The 17,938-nt window shown below is 52.1% G+C and carries 12 protein-coding genes; 1 reads left to right on the top strand and 11 read right to left on the bottom strand.

What is annotated here, in order from left to right; genetic code table 11:
• Window positions 1-16 precede the first annotated feature (16 nt).
• The 11 genes from treY to JI741_RS05190 form a co-directional block, all read right to left on the bottom strand.
• Window positions 17-4,198, bottom strand: coding sequence for a malto-oligosyltrehalose synthase (gene treY / locus JI741_RS05140; RefSeq protein WP_202007918.1), 4,182 nt, complete (start codon window positions 4,196-4,198; stop codon window positions 17-19).
• Window positions 4,191-6,026 (bottom strand): malto-oligosyltrehalose trehalohydrolase, encoded by a 1,836-nt coding sequence (treZ, locus tag JI741_RS05145; RefSeq protein ID WP_202007919.1) that lies wholly within the window; start codon window positions 6,024-6,026, stop codon window positions 4,191-4,193. The genes treY and treZ overlap by 8 nt, the downstream gene beginning before the upstream one ends.
• Window positions 6,019-8,178, bottom strand: a complete 2,160-nt coding sequence (gene glgX / locus JI741_RS05150) for a glycogen debranching protein GlgX (protein WP_202007920.1) — start codon at window positions 8,176-8,178, stop codon at window positions 6,019-6,021. The genes treZ and glgX overlap by 8 nt, the downstream gene beginning before the upstream one ends.
• On the bottom strand, window positions 8,168-9,481 hold the full coding sequence (locus JI741_RS05155) for a glycoside hydrolase family 57 protein (protein WP_202007921.1): 1,314 nt from the start codon (window positions 9,479-9,481) through the stop codon (window positions 8,168-8,170). Before JI741_RS05155 ends, glgX begins: the two co-directional genes overlap by 11 nt.
• Entirely contained in the window at window positions 9,465-11,048 is a 1,584-nt protein-coding gene (locus tag JI741_RS05160) for a glycosyltransferase family 4 protein (RefSeq protein WP_202007922.1), read from the bottom strand. The genes JI741_RS05155 and JI741_RS05160 overlap by 17 nt, the downstream gene beginning before the upstream one ends.
• 436 nt (window positions 11,049-11,484) lie before the next feature.
• Window positions 11,485-11,844, bottom strand: a complete 360-nt coding sequence (locus JI741_RS05165) for a hypothetical protein (RefSeq protein ID WP_202007923.1) — start codon at window positions 11,842-11,844, stop codon at window positions 11,485-11,487.
• Window positions 11,845-12,117: 273 nt separating this feature from the next.
• On the bottom strand, window positions 12,118-12,348 hold the full coding sequence (locus tag JI741_RS05170; RefSeq protein WP_202007924.1) for a hypothetical protein: 231 nt from the start codon (window positions 12,346-12,348) through the stop codon (window positions 12,118-12,120).
• Window positions 12,349-12,614: 266 nt separating this feature from the next.
• Window positions 12,615-13,046, bottom strand: a complete 432-nt coding sequence (locus JI741_RS05175; protein ID WP_202007925.1) for a chemotaxis protein CheD — start codon at window positions 13,044-13,046, stop codon at window positions 12,615-12,617.
• Window positions 13,047-13,097: 51 nt separating this feature from the next.
• Window positions 13,098-14,543: a sensor histidine kinase gene (locus JI741_RS05180; protein WP_202007926.1), complete on the bottom strand. Its 1,446-nt coding sequence runs from the start codon at window positions 14,541-14,543 to the stop codon at window positions 13,098-13,100.
• 14 nt (window positions 14,544-14,557) lie between these two features.
• On the bottom strand, window positions 14,558-15,613 hold the full coding sequence (locus tag JI741_RS05185; RefSeq protein ID WP_202007927.1) for an ATP-binding protein: 1,056 nt from the start codon (window positions 15,611-15,613) through the stop codon (window positions 14,558-14,560).
• A gap of 23 nt (window positions 15,614-15,636) precedes the next feature.
• A complete protein-coding gene (locus tag JI741_RS05190) occupies window positions 15,637-16,602 on the bottom strand; it encodes a histidine kinase (protein ID WP_202007928.1) in 966 nt (321 codons plus the stop codon).
• A 271-nt stretch (window positions 16,603-16,873) separates the two neighbouring features.
• Between JI741_RS05190 and JI741_RS05195 the strand changes: the two genes are divergently transcribed.
• Entirely contained in the window at window positions 16,874-17,935 is a 1,062-nt protein-coding gene (locus tag JI741_RS05195) for a sensor histidine kinase (protein WP_202007929.1), read from the top strand.
• Window positions 17,936-17,938: the final 3 nt, after the last annotated feature.

Genomic DNA, 17,938 nt, shown 5'->3' on the forward strand with positions numbered 1-17,938 from the left:
GTCAGAAATCCCGCGCTCAACGGTCGTAAAGAATTGTCAACGCGCGAACCTTTCTCGCCAGCGCCGCATCGGGTTGTGTTGTTAACCGCCATGTCCAGTTTCCTTTGGCCGAACCCGGCGTGTTCATTCGCGACGCGCCATCCAGTCCCAGCAAATCCTGGAGGGGCACGATGGCTATCTTGGAAACCGATCCATACGCCAACTGCATCAACACCTCGTGCACATTTTTGTGCGATACGGGACGCCCTGCATACTGCTCCAGCCTAACCCGGTCGGCGGGTGTGAGGTCTTGTTCGAACCAGCCCACGGTGGTGTTGTTGTCGTGTGTGCCGGTGTAGACCAGAAAATTCTTTTCGTGATGGTGCGGGGCATACAACGAGCGGGGCAGGTCTTCGCCAAACGCAAAATGCAACACCTTCATTCCGGGAAGCTCAAACATGTCGCGCAGTTCAAAAACATCGGGTGTGATTTCGCCAAGGTCTTCGGCAATGAAAGGCAGATGTCCAAACGCGGCGCGCACGGCGTCGAAAAATAAATTCCCCGGCCCCGGTTTCCACTCACCACGCACGGCGGTGCTTTCGCTTGCGGGCACTTCCCAATAGCTTGCAAACGCCCTGAAGTGATCGAGTCTAAGCAGATCGTAGCGCTCCATGTTTTTTCGCAGGCGTTGTTTCCACCAGCCAAAGTCATCGTTGCTCATTGCATCCCAGCGATACACAGGCATGCCCCACAGTTGGCCTTCGTCGCTAAAATAGTCGGGAGGCACACCCGCCATGCCCACAATGGAACCGGTGTCGTCAAGCGAAAAAAGTTCACGGTTTGCCCACACGTCGGCAGCGTCGTGGATCACATAGAACGGCAAGTCGCCCACCAGCTTTACGTCCCTGTCGTTGCTGTAGGTTTTCAACTGCTGCCATTGTTCATCGAACATAAACTGCTGCCACTTCACAAAGGCGATGGCATTGGCATGCTCGTTCGAAAACTTCCACAACGCTTCCGGTTGCCGGTGTCTTAGTGGCGCAGGCCATTCTGTCCAGCTTGTTTGATACACATTGCGCAACACGGCAAAAAGAGCGAAGTCGTTGAGCCAGTAGGATTCCCGTTGTGAAAATGCTATCAACGCTTCTTCCGAAAACTTACCGGTATCTTCCTGAAAATTTTTCCAGGCTTTGTCCAGTATAAAAGTCTTTAGCACAGTGGCCTTATCAAAATTCAATGAAGGTGTTGACGTGCGTAACGGTTTCAGATCTGCCTCGGTCAGCAGTCCACCATCCACGAAAAGATCAGGGCTGATCAGCAGCGGATTTCCAGCCATGCTGGAGTAGGCACTGTAGGGCGAATGTTCATGCGACACGCTGGTTGGATTCAGCGGCAAGACCTGCCAATAGGATTGTTTGGCCGACGAAAGAAAATCTACAAAACGATACGCTTCATGCCCCACATCGCCAACAAAATAGGAACCGGGCAACGAGGTGATGTGCATCAACACGCCAGCTCCCCGTGCCGAAGTGTGCGCACGGAAGTGAAGCACGGCAAGGGGAAAGGACTGAAATATGTCCCGTATCAAAATGGCGCCGTTGTGTGCGCGTTCTTCCTTCGTGAACAGGTGCATGCAGGTTGTTGGCATTTCTTCCGGCAACAACACGCGCGTGTCTTTCCAGTCTAGGGCTGTCAAAGCGTTTCCCTGTGTTGTGGCAAGTCGCAGGGCAAAGCGTGGAATAACTGTCACCAGCCATTGTGTGTTGTGCTTACGTGCAAATGCCAGCACGTGATCCTGGCAAGCACCTTCCACCGCCAGCGGAATATAGTCTCCTCTCAAAAATACTTCTGCATATTCGGACCGAACGTCACACAACGCGTGCGTGAGCCACACCTTAATGCGTGCGTCTTCACGGCTTGACCACAATTCCCGAAGCACATGCTTTCCAGTGAGAGACAACACTTCTTTCAAATCTTTTTCACGTTGCTCGAACGCGACCGGACGCCGGTTGTCAGGGTCGACCAGACTAAAATTCCAGCCCTCGGAACCTTGATACACGTCGGGCACACCCGGACACATAAACTTCAAAACCACCTGCACCAGCGAATTCAACAGGCCCGCATCTCCAAATTTTCCAAAGATGTCTTCAAGCGTTCGAAATGCTGCTGTGTTTTCATCCAGCACCTGTGCAACCCTGTCGACCGCGGAAGCCTCGTAGCGTTCGTCGGGCGCGGCCCAGTCAGTATGACGTTTGCCTTCGCGAAGCGCTTTCACAAGGTACGCTTCCATGCGGGACATAAACGACCCGCGCTCTTCCGGACGCCATGCCCCGGCGAGCGTTTGAAGAATAAAGTAACTGTCATTTTCATCGGGCGTTTCTGCCTGTCGCAACAAACTGCGCCATGCCCGAACGTGCGCGATCCATTCGTCGGGTAGCTCGGTAAAGGCATTCAGTCGCGCGCGCACATCTTCGCCGCGTTTGGTGTCGTGCGTGGAGCTGGCGTTAAGTGCCAGCGGCCAGTGGTGCTGTCGGTCCGCCATGCGTGTGTGAAACTCCAAAGCCGTCATGCCGAAATGCTCGGGGCCGTCGCCCACTTCGTTGTGCCCCATGAAACGGTTGTAGGTATACATGAGCGTGTCTTCCACACCCTTCGCCATAAGCGGTCCCGTGAACTGCATGCAACGCAAATAGAATTGCGCTACGCGCGCTGCGTCACGAGCATCGGCCTCCATCCATTTTCCAAGCAACGCCTCTTCCACCAGGCGAACGGCGCGTTTCAATTGCGGCGTGTGCCTGCGAACGTCTTCCAACACCGCGCGTAAGCGCAACGCATCTTCTTCGGGAAGGGGAAAGCGATTGTCGTAGTAGCGATACACCGGGCAGCGAATCAGAAACTCCGCGATGCATTCCTTCACCTCTTCGGGAGGAATGGCGGCGAGTTCAATTTTATCGGCCAGGTTCAACTCCAAAAACAGGTGATAGAGATTGTCGAGCTCGCCCCGCATGTGATGATGCAGCATGTGCGATTTCTTTTTATATATCTCCGCATCAAGGTCGGGTGTTTCTCCCAGGAGGTCGCTATAAAAATTATCCAGCGTTTTTTTCGCCGGGGCAAAGGTCATCAGCTGGTTCACATCGGCCAGAAATTCATAGCCGGTGGTGCCTTGCACGGGCCAGGCAGGAAGCGACTCATCGCGTTTCAAAATCTTCTCCACCACAATGGGAATGTCGCCTGCGTGTTGGCGAAGCTGTTCAAGATAGTATTGCGGATCATAGAGCCCATCCACATGGTCGATGCGAAGGCCCTGGATCATTCCCCTGGAAACAAGACTCAGGATATATTCGTGATAGTGCTGAAAAACCTTTTCATGCTGCATGTTCAGGCCAATCAATTCGTTCACCGTGAAAAACCTGCGGAAGGTTATGCGATGGTCGGTGAGTTGCCAGGGGGTGAGCTTGTAGGTTTGTTCGTCGAGAAGTTGTTGCAGGCGCATGCCCGATGCATTCACGCTCGCCACACAGTCTTCCATAAACGTCCGTGTGGCGGGCACCTGCAACAACGCGTCCAGCTGCAACAGCAGCTCGTGCCAACGCAACGCATAGGACACGGGCTCGTCGGTTTGGTGCAAGTCGGAAATCTGATTTGTGAATTGCCGAACAGCCTCAGGTGCATCGGCATATTCGAAGAGCGTTCGGTAGGAACGTGGATGCAAAGGATAATGTCGTTGTTGGTACGCGAATGACAAACGCTGCTGATGATAGTTGAGCTGAATTTCCTGACGAAAAAAAATATTCTCCAGGGTGTCGGCCAGCACGGGCACGATGCTGCGGCCGTGAAAGAGATCGCTCGTCCATCCCAGATCAAAGAACGTGGCATACACGGAGTAGCGTCCTTTCTCCAGCACATCCATCAGCCAAAGGTTGTTGGTGTGGAAGGCCATGTGGTTGGGCACGATGTCTTGTAGCCATTGCATGTTGCGTTTTCTAAGCGCGGCGGCAATGGAAGCGAGTTCGGCTTCGGTGCCCACCTCCGGGTTGATGCGCAACGGGTTCACCACATCATAGCCGTGCTGGCTTCCGGGCACGGCTTCGAAAATTGGTGAGGCATAGATCGTGCGCACACCCAGGGCGTGCAGATAGGGTATCCATCGTTCGAAATGGCGAAACGTGAAATCTTTGTGAAACTGAATGCGATATGTCGAGGTCAGGTCAATCATGCCGGGCGGTGTAAACAACAAGGGATTGGGATGGGAGAGTGAAGTTGCCGTCGAGAAGCACATCGGGCGAGGCGGCGAGGCCTTGCCAGCGCGCATCACCCGAATCCAGCACTTTCTGCAAATGCCCCTGTTCGGGAATAAGAAACGGCTGAGGAAGTTCAGAGAAATTCATGGCGCACCATACGTGTTGCGGTCCGTGCCACCGATGCAGCAACAGGGTTTGTCCTGCTTCGTTCGCCGTTGCGTCGAGGGTGGTACGGTTCAGGTAGCGCAGGGCGTTGTGCGATTTTCGCAGGACTATTAGCTCCTGGTAGAAAGCAAACAGCACGTGATGGCGTTCATTTTCCAATAGCGACCATTGAAGCCTGGAGCGGAGAAACGTTTCTTGCGCCTGTGGATCGGGTGCTTCTCCCTCGCTTTGAAATGACGCAAACTCCGCACGACGTCCCCGGCGTACAGCCTCGATCAGGGCAGCGTCACCGTGGTGCACGAAATACAGAAACGGATTGGTCTCCCCATACTCCTCGCCCATAAAGAGCAACGGCAAATACGGACTTAGCAACACCGCGCCCGCCATCACTTTCAACAATTCGAACGACACCAGGGTGCTGGTGCGTTCACCCATCATGCGGTTGCCCACCTGGTCGTGATTCTGCGAGAACACTACAAACTTTTCGCCCGCGCAACCATCGGCCTTCACCCCAAAATATTTTTGACGATGTGTTGAATACTGTCCATCGTAGACATAGGCATCGCGATAGGCCTTGGCCAGATGACCCACACCATCGAAGTCTTCGTAGTAGCCTGTGCGCGCCTGCCCGGTGGTCACGCGCAGGGCATGATGAAACTCATCGATCCATTGACCGTCCATGCCATAGCCACCTTTTCGCGCGGGGTGAATGAAGCGCGTGTCGTTCAGATCCAGTTCAACCAAAAGGTAGTGGCGTCGCCATGCTTCACAGATCAACGAAGTGGTATAGCGACGGATATCTTCCAGAATGTGTACCGGACTGAAGTCGCGAATGGCATGCACGGCATCCAGCCGCAGTGCGTCAATATGAAAATCGCGAAGCCACATCAATGCGTTCTCAATAAAAAAATAACGCACGCCGTCGCAGCCTGCATCGTCAAAATTGATGGCATCGCCCCAGGGTGTGTTGTATTTTTTTGTGAAGTAGGGACCAAACTCCCGCAGGTAGTTTCCTTCCGGTCCAACATGATTATAGACCACATCCAGCACAACGGCCAGGCCGTGGCGATGACAGGCGTCTACCAAGCGTTGCAGTCCGCGCGCACCACCATAGCAGTGGTGCACGGCAAAGGGAAACACACCATCATACCCCCAATTCCGATCGCCGGGAAATTGCGACACCGGCATGATTTCCAGCGCAGTGATGCCAAGTGATTTCAGATGCGGAAGTTTTGTGATGACCGCATCAAATGTGCCGGTGTCCGTGAAGGTGCCGACATGAAGTTCGTAGAGTATATAGTCTGCGAGGTTGGGATTCGCCCACTCCGTGTCGGTCCAACCAAAGTCAGCGATGTCGATGGCCTGCGACGGACCATGAACACCATCTGGTTGACTGAGCGATGCCGGGTCGGGCAGAAGTTTTTCGTCCAGAAGAAATTGATAGGCATCGCCGGGTTTCATATCGGCCGTCACCAGCTCCCAGAAGCCATGCTCCTGTTTCAGCAGCGACCGTGTGCCATGCTTCAGTTTCAGCGAAACACTTTTTGCTGTTGGCGCCCATAGCCGCACCACGGCGCGACCGTCTTCACGGAAAGTGACACCGAGCGAACGTCTTGAAGTGTCCGCCAGATCACGCATGGTGCTTGGGGTGAAGCAGCAAAAGAATGGAACGGCCCGCCACCTTAATCGTTGACCCGGCCTTGTGCGCCTGGCCTTCGCCTATCTCACCCGTTGCCGTGTTCAGCACCGGCGTCCACTGCGCACCATATTTTTTTGATGGCAAAACAAACTCAAGGTCTTCGTGATGCGCATTGAAGATGACGTAGAAACTATCGTCCAACACAGGTTGTCCTTTTCGCCCACGGGTGTGAATGCCGTGCCCGTTCAGAAACACACCCAGCGATTTCGCAAAATCGTTGCTCCAGTGCGTTTCATTCATCTCCTCCCCTTCGGGCAAAAACCACGCAATGTCCAGCAGCCCCATGCCCTTGATCGGCTGGCCCTGAAACCACCGACGGCGACAAAACACCGGGTGATTTTTTCGAAGCGCGATCAATTGTTGCGTGAAGTTCAGCAACTCCGAATCAGCATCTTGCCATTGCAACCACGACACCTCATTGTCCTGGCAATAGGCGTTGTTGTTGCCCTGTTGCGTGCGACCCATTTCGTCGCCAGCCACCAACATGGGCACGCCTTGCGAAAGAAAAAGTGTGGTGAGCATATTTCGTTTTTGCTGCATGCGCAACGCCACAATAGCTTCGTCTGTTGTGGGGCCTTCATGTCCGCAATTCCACGACCGGTTATGCGATTCGCCATCGGCATTTCCTTCGAGGTTTGCCTCGTTGTGTTTTTCGTTATACGACACCAGGTCGTGCAACGTGAACCCATCGTGGGCTGTGATGAAGTTGACGCTGGCCGTGGGGCTGCGATAGTCGCCTTCATAAAGATCGGGGCTGCCGGCAAAACGCTGGGCAAATTCACCCAGCATGCTGTCGGCTCCACGCCAATAGTCGCGGATGCAGTCGCGGTATTTTCCGTTCCACTCGGCCCATCCCGGTGGAAATTTCCCCACCTGGTAGCCACCTTCACCAACATCCCACGGTTCGGCGATGAGCTTCACCTGCGAGATCACGGGGTCCTGATGAATGATATCAAAAAAGGCACTGAGCTTGTTCACTTCATGAAGTTCGCGTGCCAGCGTGGAGGCCAGATCAAACCGAAAACCATCCACATGCATTTCCAGAATCCAGTAGCGCAGGCTGTCCATCATCAGTCGCAAAACATTCGGGAGATTTGCGTTCAGGGTGTTGCCGGTGCCAGTGTAGTCAAAGTAAAAACGTTTGTCTTCCGAAAGTCTGTAGTAGCTGGCGTTGTCTATTCCTTTGAACGAGAGCGTGGGACCAAGCTCATTTCCTTCGGCGGTGTGATTGTAGACCACATCCAGAATCACTTCGATGTTGGCTTCGTGCAAGGCTTTTACCATCTCCTTAAATTCAATCACTTGTTCGCCCAACACGCCGCGGCTTGCATACCGAACTTCGGGGGCGAAAAAACCGATGGTGTTGTAGCCCCAATAGTTGGTCAGTCCTTTTTCGAGCAGGTGGCGATCGGCAATGAAATGATGCACGGGCATGAGTTCGATGGCGGTGATGCCCAGGCTGGTGAGATAGGCAATGGTGACGGGATGTCCCAACGCCGCAAACGAGCCACGGATAGATTCCGGTATGTCGGGATGTTGCATGGTGAACCCACGGACATGTGTTTCATAGATCACAGTCTTATGATAGTTGGTTTTGGGCGGACGGTCGTTGCCCCAGTCGAACGAAGGATCGATCACCACACACTTGGGCAGGTGACGGACGCTGTCGGTTTCGCTCATTGAAAGGTCGCCATCGGGATGACCAAGCTCATAGCCAAAAAGCGAATCGTTCCATTCAATTTTTCCGGCGATGGCCTTGGCATAGGGGTCCAGCAAAAGTTTGTGTGCGTTGAACCGGTCGCCGCTGGCAGGATCGTAGGCGCCGTGTGCGCGATAGGCATAGAGTTGCCCGGGTTTGAGGTCCGGAATGTAGACATGCCACACCATGTGCGAATGTTCTGTCATTTTTATTATGTGCGCTTCCCGAACGTCGTCTGCATGATCAAACAAACAGAGCTCGATGAATTTGGCCCGCTCGGAATACAAGGCAAAGTTCACTCCCTCTCCGTCCCAGGTTGCGCCCAGGGGATAGGCATCGCCCGGGTAGGTTTTCAATACAACACCGTCAAGTGTATCAACTTTATTTTTCATAGCTATTTTCCAGTTTCATGGCCCACACAGGCGTGTGCATTTCTCGTCGCTCGGCTTCGGCCTTCAACGATGCTTCCTGTTCGTTGGCCACCGACAGATCTTTTTCGCGCGCCCCAACCAGGCCCGTGAAATCATGTATCACATTCATGTAGTTCACAAACGCTTCATAGGGCGATGCATATGGACTGAAGTAGGCATGCACTTCGCCATCGTTGCTTTTCTTGGTTGACATATAATAGAAATGATCGCTGGTGAGCAGCCTGCGCCAGCGGTCGGTGAGTTCAGCATCGTGCAGGGCTTTCACACGCGTTCCCAATTGCACCAGGTTTTCGAAGGCGTCCTGTTGCATGTCGTTGCCGAGCCAGGCCGAAAGATCTCGCTCGGTGTCGGCCCATGAAATGGTGTCGGGCACATCCAGTGGACCAGCGGGCAGAACAGTGGTTACGGCGTCGGAAGGTTTGATGAGATGAAAGCGGCCCGATGTTGCCAGCGACGTGAGCAGGCCTTCCAGGAATTTAAAAATGCCGCTTTCTTTTTTCTGATGTTCGCCAAAGGTTTCATAGTCCATGGCAAGCGTCACCACTTTTGCGTGGGCCGGTGTTTTTGCGAGGCTCGTCATAAATTTCTCGGGCGTCAGTTTTTTGCCGTGCTCCTGAAAGCGAAAGGCGATGTCGTCACTCAGCGTATAGTCGCGAAGGAAAAGGCGCAGGCCGGTGTCTTCCGGATGATGGTAGAGTTGATGGCGGCTGCGGGTTCCCAGAATGTTGCCAATGCCATCGAGGAACACGCCGTTGAAGCCCAGTCCGCATATTTTTCTTCCTATGGCATTGCTGTAAATCAATTCCGTGTTCCGGAACACACTGGGATGAACGCCCAGATACTTCTGAAGCTTCGCGGTGTGGTCAAGCACCTGTTCCTCAAACTCTGTTCCCGGCACAACACTCGCCAGTGAATGATAGTCGGTCTCTCCCAGAAATTCAACAGACCCGGTAGTCGCGAGCTTCCGAAAGCTGTCAATCACTTCGGGACAAAACCGTTGAAACTGATCGAGTGCCACGCCCGATATGGAAAACGCAACTTTTAGCTGTGGATATTTTTGAATGAGTTTCAAAAGCAACGCGTTGGCCGGCAAATAACATTGCCGTGCCACGCGTGCAGCGATCTCCTCGTTGTCGGGCGTGTCGAAATAGTCGTGGTTCGAGCCGATGTCAAAAAAATGAAACGGACGAAGTCTCCAGGGTTGATGTATTTGGAAATACAAAACGACCTGCGTGGCCAGCGGTGATTTATCGTGTGATTTCATGGTATAGTGTTTTAATTTTTCTCGCGGGCTTTGCCCAGGTTATGTTTTTGATTTCGTGTTTGCTGTTCTTTCGCAGGGTAGACGACAGACTTTTGTAGGCAAGCACCGTGCAAATGGCATTGGCCAGTGCATCGATGTTCCAGAAGTCGACCTTGATGGCATGTTGCATCACTTCCGAAACGCCCGATTGTTTTGACACAATCACCGGGATGCCGGCTTGCACCGCTTCGAGCGGTGTGATGCCAAAGGGCTCCGACACCGAGGGCATCACATACAGGTCTGACACAGACCAAACCTTGTCGACATGGTCGCCCTTCAGAAAACCGGTGAAGTAGAATCGCGACGACAACCGAAGATGTGCCACATGTTCGACCACCGCCGGAAAAAGATCGCCCGAGCCGGCCACAATGAAATGGGTGTCCGGAAACTTCTGCAACACCTTGAAGGCTGCCTGCACAAAATAGAGCGGGCCTTTCTGAAACGTGAGCCGTCCCAAGAACGTGACTACCTGCGAGCCGGGGCGACGCGCCAGGGCGGCGCTGCGTTCTTTTGGAACAACACCGTTGTGCACCACCGAAATTTTGGCGGGCGAAATTCCATAGCGCGACACCAGAATCTGTTTGGTCCAAGCACTCACGGCCACCACATGGTCGGCTCCCTGAAGGCCTTCGCGTTCCATGGCAAAAACCGCTGGATGCGGATGGTCGCCCGAACGATCGAACTCTGTGGAATGCACATGCACAATCAACGGCTTGCCGCTTTCTGCCTTTGCCGCGAGGCCGGCCGGAAAAGTCATCCAGTCGTGAACGTGAATAACATCGTGGTCATGGTGCTGCGCAATGCTGCGCGCCACGTCTGCATAGCGTGCAGTCTCCTGCATCAAATCGCCACCATACGCTCCCGAAAAAGGATACGTTGTAAACTCCGTCACCTCAAGTTCGTCCAGCGCGACGTCCTCTGCACCCGATGAACTGACTGTATTCAACACGGGCGACACACCTTCGCAGTCCTTCAGGTTCGTCGCTGATGCTTGAATTTCCGAACGAGTGTCAGCAGCCTCGCCGTTGTCATATGCTGATTCAAGACTTTCTTCGATATCAAAAGGAACATTCTCCTGGGCGACAACAAAATCTATAGCATAAGGCAACGCGGGCACGGCATAGGGCGTGAGATAGGAAGGCACCTGCACCACAGTCATGGAAGCTACGGCGCGCGGCGCGGCGAAGTGCGGACGAGGCGTAAGTGAAATAACTTGTGTTGATGTTGGCGTTGTCGTCATGGTGTTTCCGTCAGGCTTCGCCTGACGTGCGTCCAAAATCGTACCGGTCACAGCCGTGATTTGTGGCAACGGTGTCTTCTGTGATGAAGGCCGGGCTACCGGAATCGGAATGTCGGCACCGCTAATCATCTGCATGCCCGGTGCGTATTCGTCGCCACCCATTTTTGGTACAACAAAAACAACGTTCACGCCATCCTGCACCAACGATTCGGTGAGGCCCTGGCATGCCGTGCCGAGGCCTCCCGATATGTGCGGAGGAAATTCCCACCCAAACATTAGAACTCTCATTGCCAATCCCTCATGAATTTCAAAATCTCGCCTTGCCAACTATATATCACCAAACCTGGGGTTGCTGAGAAAATAATCTAACTCAACTCCCTTGGTCATCTTTCCAAAGGCCATGCCGCATGTTGTGCGCAGGGTTGGCGGTCGTTGCCTCGCCCGATGGTCAGTATGGATAGTTTCGCGCAGAGCCGCACGTAAGGCTGAGGTCCTTTTTTCCCGGGCGGAAAACCGATTGTGTTCAAATTTCCACATATCTAAAAACGCTCGCGCCCATGTCTGAGCAAACCGCAATGGCGATAGCATGTAGACAAAAAAAAGTTGCTTGCAGTTTCGAAGCGTGGCTTCTACCGCAAACAACTTTCGTTCAACTGTGAGTCGTCGTTTGAACGGAGGTCTACCCAACGCTCTGGACAAAGACGCTTCGCAGGCGAATCTTTACCTACTCCTTTATAGGCTTGCCGTCAGCATCAAAACGGAAGGTTTGTTTTTGTCCGGCGTTCAGCATTTCAATCACGTAGCCGTCGTTGGCTTTGCTTCTGTAGATACTCGAATTTTCCCAGCCTTTGTATTCCGGGCTTTGAAGCGTTTGCTTCAAAGACGCCGGAACTTCCGCGACTTTGATCTTCGTCATGTCTTTTGTATAATTTTGGCTGGGCTGTGTACGATCGTTTTGTTTGATCGTTGCAGGGTCGCTGGTTTGGGGCGTGGTCTTGTCGGTATTGGTGGTGTCCTGCTGGGCAAACGTTGCGGTTACTGTCATAAACAACAGTCCCGCCACAAATAACATTACTCTTTTCATGGATATTGTTTTTTTAAGTTTAACATGCGATCAGTCGATCTATTTTCCTTATTGGGAAAAACATGCCAACACATTCCGGAACCGTAATGTCGTCACAACCCACATGAGACCTGTTTTACCATTCACACCCTCACCCCGCATTGTCGGATGACTTGCCCACAATGCATCGCACTGGTGTGTTAATTCCCCAATGTTCGCTATGGGTCACTTAAAAAAAATGTCCCAGGAAAATCCTGAGACATTTTTTGCAATTTGCGTGAAGCGGAACACTTTCTATTGCGCATCGTCGCCTGATTCCTGTGCGCCTTCTTCAGCGTCGGCCGCACTATCCTTTGCGCCCGAAGCGGGCTTGGCTTTCTTCACCGATTTGTCAACAATTTTTTCGAGCGCACCAATCGCTTCCTGGAGAGGCTTCAGTTTCACCAACAGTTCCACTTCCTCCTCTTTCAATTTCCGTAGCGCGTCCACAACGGGATTTTCTTTTGCAATGCTTTCCTTGGCCATAAATTCGATTTTTGTTTTTTTACTGTGAAATGTCATCCCTGTGCAGAGCAAAACGTTTTGCTCCTCGCCGGAAAAACGGGCCGCTAAAATATCCAAAATTGTGAAGATCGCCAGAACGGAAATAAAATGCAGTCGCCCGACAACGCGCGTTGAATGCAACACCAATCAGAAGTATTTCAACACCAGATATTTATAAAAATGTCCACATCAAAAAGAAACCCGTTAAATCACATTTTATCAACGCACCCCTTCACCCGCACACGCGTTTAAAGCCCCGGCAGGAACTGCAAGCGCACCTGCCCGGTGTCTGTGGTGAAGGTTATTTTTCGTCCCTTTTTCCCCGCGACATTAAATCCTACAATAGGAATATTAAGCGCATATAAAACCTCCTTTGCACACTCCACATTGCGCAGCCCCACTTCATAGGGTTGATCGCCAAATTGCTCAGCCCCGCCAAATACTTTGGCCCGAAGGCTTCCGGAAGAAGAACCGGCGTTGAGCAATTTTTCAACCAGCATTTCGATTGCGATGTCGCCATATTTTTCTGACGGTCGCCCTTCACCTGTCCAATAGGGAAGCATATAGTGATTCATGCCACCGATGCGCAACACGGGGTCGAACAAACAAATGGCGACGCAAGAACCCAATATGGTTTTTACTTCTGCAGGCCTCACATCGAAAAATATTCTGGAAGGCAACAGAAAGTGGTTTTGTCGGGCAACAGATTCTGAAGTACTCAATTTCGAAAGTTACTGTGGCAGGGCCACGTGCAGGTTCATGTTTTCGCGGGCTACTCTGTTGGTCACTTCATGCTGAAGCCCTGGAATGACGACGGTGAAGACGGTTCCGATTCCCACGTTGCTCTTCACGGTGATGGAACCGTTGAGCAAGGTGGTGAGCTCTTTCACAATGGCAAGACCAAGACCGGTTGAGTTCTCTTTGCTGGTGGGCTTGTTGGCCAGACGTTGAAATTTTCCAAACAGTTTTGGCAAATCGTCTTCGGCAATTCCCGGACCTTCGTCTTTCACTTCAAACTGAACGGCATCGCCCAGGGGCGTGGTGACCAATTGAACGGTGCGATGCCACGGAGAAAACTTTATGGCATTCGACACCAGGTTCTCCAATATCCTCGACAACGCATCTGAATCGGTATGAAGGTTAGCGCCGATTTTGTTTACGATCAGCGTGATTCCTTTCTGTTGCGCGTGTTGAAAAAATTCCGCTTCCACGCGTTCCACCAACCGGCTCACATCGATGGATTCTTTTTGAATGTGCATCATGCCCTGGTCGATCCGGTTCACATCGAGCAGATCGGTGATGAGGCGTTGCATTTTTCTGCAAGACTCTTCCATGCGGGTCAGGTATTCAAGGTCCGGGGAGTTTCGTTCGCGTTGTTCCAGTTTCATGAGTCCAACCAAACCCAACACACCCTGCAAGGGCGCTTTCAAATCGTGTGTGGCGATGCCCAGAAAGTGATCTTTCGCCTGGTTCGCCGCCACCAGCTGGCGTGTTCTCTTCTGCACTTTTTCTTCCAGCTTCAAATTGGCCATGCGCAATTTTTTCAGCAACCGACGATTGCTTTTTTCATTCCGCTGCAGCGTGACAAAAGCCAGAAAGCACGTAACGCCTATGAGGCCAAAGGCAGAGAAACGCAAGGGGTCAAGTTTACGGTTGTCGGCCAACACGATGTTGTGCTCTTGCAACACCTGCTCCTCCTGCGCAACAATGTCTTTCACCAGCATGCGCAGGGAATCCAGCTTCTGGTTTCCCGTTGCCGCGACCAACGTTGCGTGCGCGCCGAGCGCGTTGGCCCGGTTAAAAACAGCGCGATCAAGTTCATCGCGTTTGGCCCGGCTAAGCGTCAGGATTTCGCGTTGACGACGATCGTGAAGCACCTTGTGCGACGTTAGCCCCGACAACGTGGCGATCTCGGTTTGCAACATCACATCGGCTTGCCGGTAGTCATCCAAAAACGCGCTGTCGCCGGTAATGGCAAAGCCGCGTTCGCCCGTTTCCATATCCATAAAAAGCACCAGCAATTGCGTTGACGACTGAATGATCTTGTAGGACTTGATGATCTGATCGGTCGACTCTTCCTTCTCGCGTATGTTGTCGTAGGTGATGGCCGCGTTCACAATGGTCAGCACCATGGAGGCAACGAGCAGGCCATAGATTGTTTTGATCTTCATTTTCATGCTGGCGATTTCCATTATGCAGAGGGGATATGTATGCTGGCGGTCACGTTGTGCTGTTCCACTTGCAAGCGCAGTTGCCCGCGAAGTTTGAGCGTTATTTTCTTGGCCGAATAGATGTCGGTAAAATCAGGGTCGTTGAGAACCTCTGCGTAGCTAAAATTCATCAGGTCGATTTTGGCCTGCTGGTCTGGCGTGAGCCGAATGCCGCCTGCACGAAGTTCGAATGCGTGACCTGCCTTGGTGACGGCCGCCTGCAATTTCAAATCGCTGTTGCGCGCACCATGCTGAATAAAAAACGACCTGACGTTCAGCAACAGCGCCAGAATCAACTCGCCGTTTTCAAGATCCGGAACAGTTTCCGAACACGGCGCTGACAGAGCAGACAACGAGTCGTTGGCCATGCATTGAAACTTGCGTTTGATGGCCTCCAGGGTGATGCCACCATCTGTATAAGAACCGCTCTTGTCTGACTCCGCGTAGTAAATAAGTTTGTGCAGACGCTCATCGAGGCGGTCGGCATAGTATTTCATTTTCTCCATGAGAAAACCATAGTCGTTGTTTCCCGGCAATTTCATCAGGTTGAGAAGACCTTTCATGGTGGCCAGTGGCCCCCTCAGGCCATGCGATGTGGCATAGATAAAATCGTCCAGCGCAGCGTCATGCCCATTTGTTTTTGGCGAAACACCGTCTGCTTCCGAAAGGTTTCTGAACGTGAGAATGATGAGTCCTTCCACGTCGGCCACCAACCCCATGTGAAAACCCGACACACTGAACCGCACAACGCCGCCGCTGCTATTCTGTAGCAACACGGTGTAACCTTCAAAGAAGCCGGCTTGCAACAACGTCGCAAGCTCCGTTTCAGAAAGGGCCGATCCCGCGAGGGCAGAAAGGTGAAGTCCATTGAAGTGACCTTCCGGAAATCCCAGAACATCACAAATGTTTTTTCCTGCCGATGCAATGGTGTGGGAACGGACAAGAACGACACCGTCGGAAAGTATTTTTCCGATCGCGTTTGTCAACGTCTGTGCGTTGACAAGCCGCGTTAGATCATCCATCAGAATAGTATTCATGGGTCTTATAGTTAATGGTTCGCCTATTGTCGCGCGAAGGGAATGGACAGGATCACCGTCTTGCCAAGGGCTTCGCCGTTCTCCACATTGTCGGTAATCGAAATTGAAATCGACTCTTCCGAATGCATGAGGCGCAGACGTTCTTCGGTGATCATGGCACTGACCGACATCTCGCGCCGGCGATGGTCGGCGGGTGGCTCGCGGTCAATGCCGTTGTCTTTAATTTTTATGACCACCTGTTGGTGCCCGGTTTCCACCGACAACGCCAGCGTTCCCTTTTTCTCCGCACCACGTCGCAACCGGTGCACGATGGCATTTTCCAGGAAGGGTTTAATGATCATGGGCGGAATCTTCATGGTGAGATCCACATCGGCCGCATGGGTGAGTTTGAAGTCAAACTTGGCTTCGTCGCGCATTTGCTCAAGGCTCACGTAGTTCTTCACCAGCTCTAGTTCTTCGCCCAATCGCGTCGTGTCAGACACGGTGCTGTCGCGAACACCGCGAATCAGTTTGGCAAAAGAGGCCAGGTAGTTGATGGCGCTCTCCTGATCGTTTTCTATGATGTAGTGCTGAATGGAATTCAGCGTACCAAAAATGAAATGTGCGTCAATGGCAGCGCGCCATGCGGCCAGTTTCAAATTGTTAATTTTTTTTCGGGCGGTCTCGATATCGTGTTCCAGATCGATGATGCGATGTCCTTCCGTGAATCTTAGCGATGACTTGTTCCAGCAATACACAGCCAGCCCATCCCTGACCGGATAGATCTGATTTTCCCACCAGGTTTCGTCGGCGATATGATAGACTTCGAGCGTGGCCGGTTTCTGATCTTTCAACACGCGAAGGCAGGCTTCATAAAAAGCGCCGCCCACTTCTTCGGGATGTTCCGCCCAATAATTCTTTCCGGCAACCAAGCGATCGCGAAGCCCGGGGTCGTTGATGTTCACATAGGTGAGCACGCCGTCTTTGTCGACTGAAAAGAAATTTATCATAATGCTGCTTTTAAGTATGAACTAAAGAACCAACATCATTCTCCTCAGAAGTCCCCATCTGCTGTGGTACAACGTAAAGTTGTAAAATAGATTAAGGTGATTGGACGATAGTTGACCAGCCAACGGACAATGCGGAAGCAAACCTGTTTCCCGTTGCCCAGATGGCTATGAGATTGACGAACGACGTTCGTATCCGAAAAGGAATGTTTCGAATACAAATCGGGAGGAGTGTCCCCCATTCGTAGTTTAATTTTCTTATTTTTAAAAAGCTATGGATATTTCCTTCGTGTATTCAAACCAATTGAAGTTCTGGATCGCCAGACATGGAGCATTCTGGGGGGTGATGTTTGCTTACCAATGGCTCGTGGACTTTCTTGTTCCCGCGTTTTTCGAAGGACCAAGCTATGCCGCCGCGCACAAATCATTGCTCTATTCGCTCGTGTATCTTCCAGGACAATTTCTCCTGGTTTATGGCCTGCTGTACATTGTTATCCCTTACTTTATATTAAAGTCAAGCTATGTGTATGGCGCCTTGCTGCTGGCACTGTTTTGCCTGCTGGCCGGCTTTGCCAACGAAACGTTCTATCGGCTGGCCGTATCCTACTCCATCCTCCCCTTGTCCGACACACATTCGCTTGGCATGCATCGCATTTTGGGTGTGGCCGGATTTGCCGGGTGTATCAAGTTCATGAAATACTGGTACGAGAAAAAATACCTGAACAGTGTTCTCGAAAAAGAAAAACTCGTCATCGAACTTCAATCGCTCAAGGCACAGGTTCATCCTCACTTTCTTTTCAATACCTTAAACAACATCTACTCCGTCACCGAAAAAACTTCACCCGTTGCATCCGAAATGCTGCTGCGTTTGTCGGCACTGTTGCGCTACATTCTCTACGAATGCAACAAGCCGGAGATTTTGTTGCAGCAGGAGTTTGAAACGATAAAAGCCTACATCGCCCTGGAAGGCGTGCGGCTCAACACGAACGTAGACATCCAGATGAACTTTGCGCAGGCCACAGGAAACTACCTGGTGTCGCCTCTGTTGTTGCTGCCACTAATTGAGAACTGCTTCAAACACGGCGTCAGCAAAATGATAGACCAACCCTGGATCAACATCCAGGCCGAACTGAAAGGCGACGTGCTCCTCGTGAAGCTCATGAACAGCAAACCCGACCACGCCACCAACGACAGCGTGCCGCACGGCATCGGGTTGACCAACGTAAAAAAACGACTTCAACTTCTATATCCAGAAAAGCATGAACTGAAAATCCACTCCGAACCCGATGTGTTTGTGGTGGCGCTGAAAGTTGAATTGCACAGGGTATCATCGTAACGC

It is taken from the genome of Chryseolinea lacunae, from assembly GCF_016735595.1.
GTDB classification, from domain to species: domain Bacteria; phylum Bacteroidota; class Bacteroidia; order Cytophagales; family Cyclobacteriaceae; genus Chryseolinea; species Chryseolinea lacunae.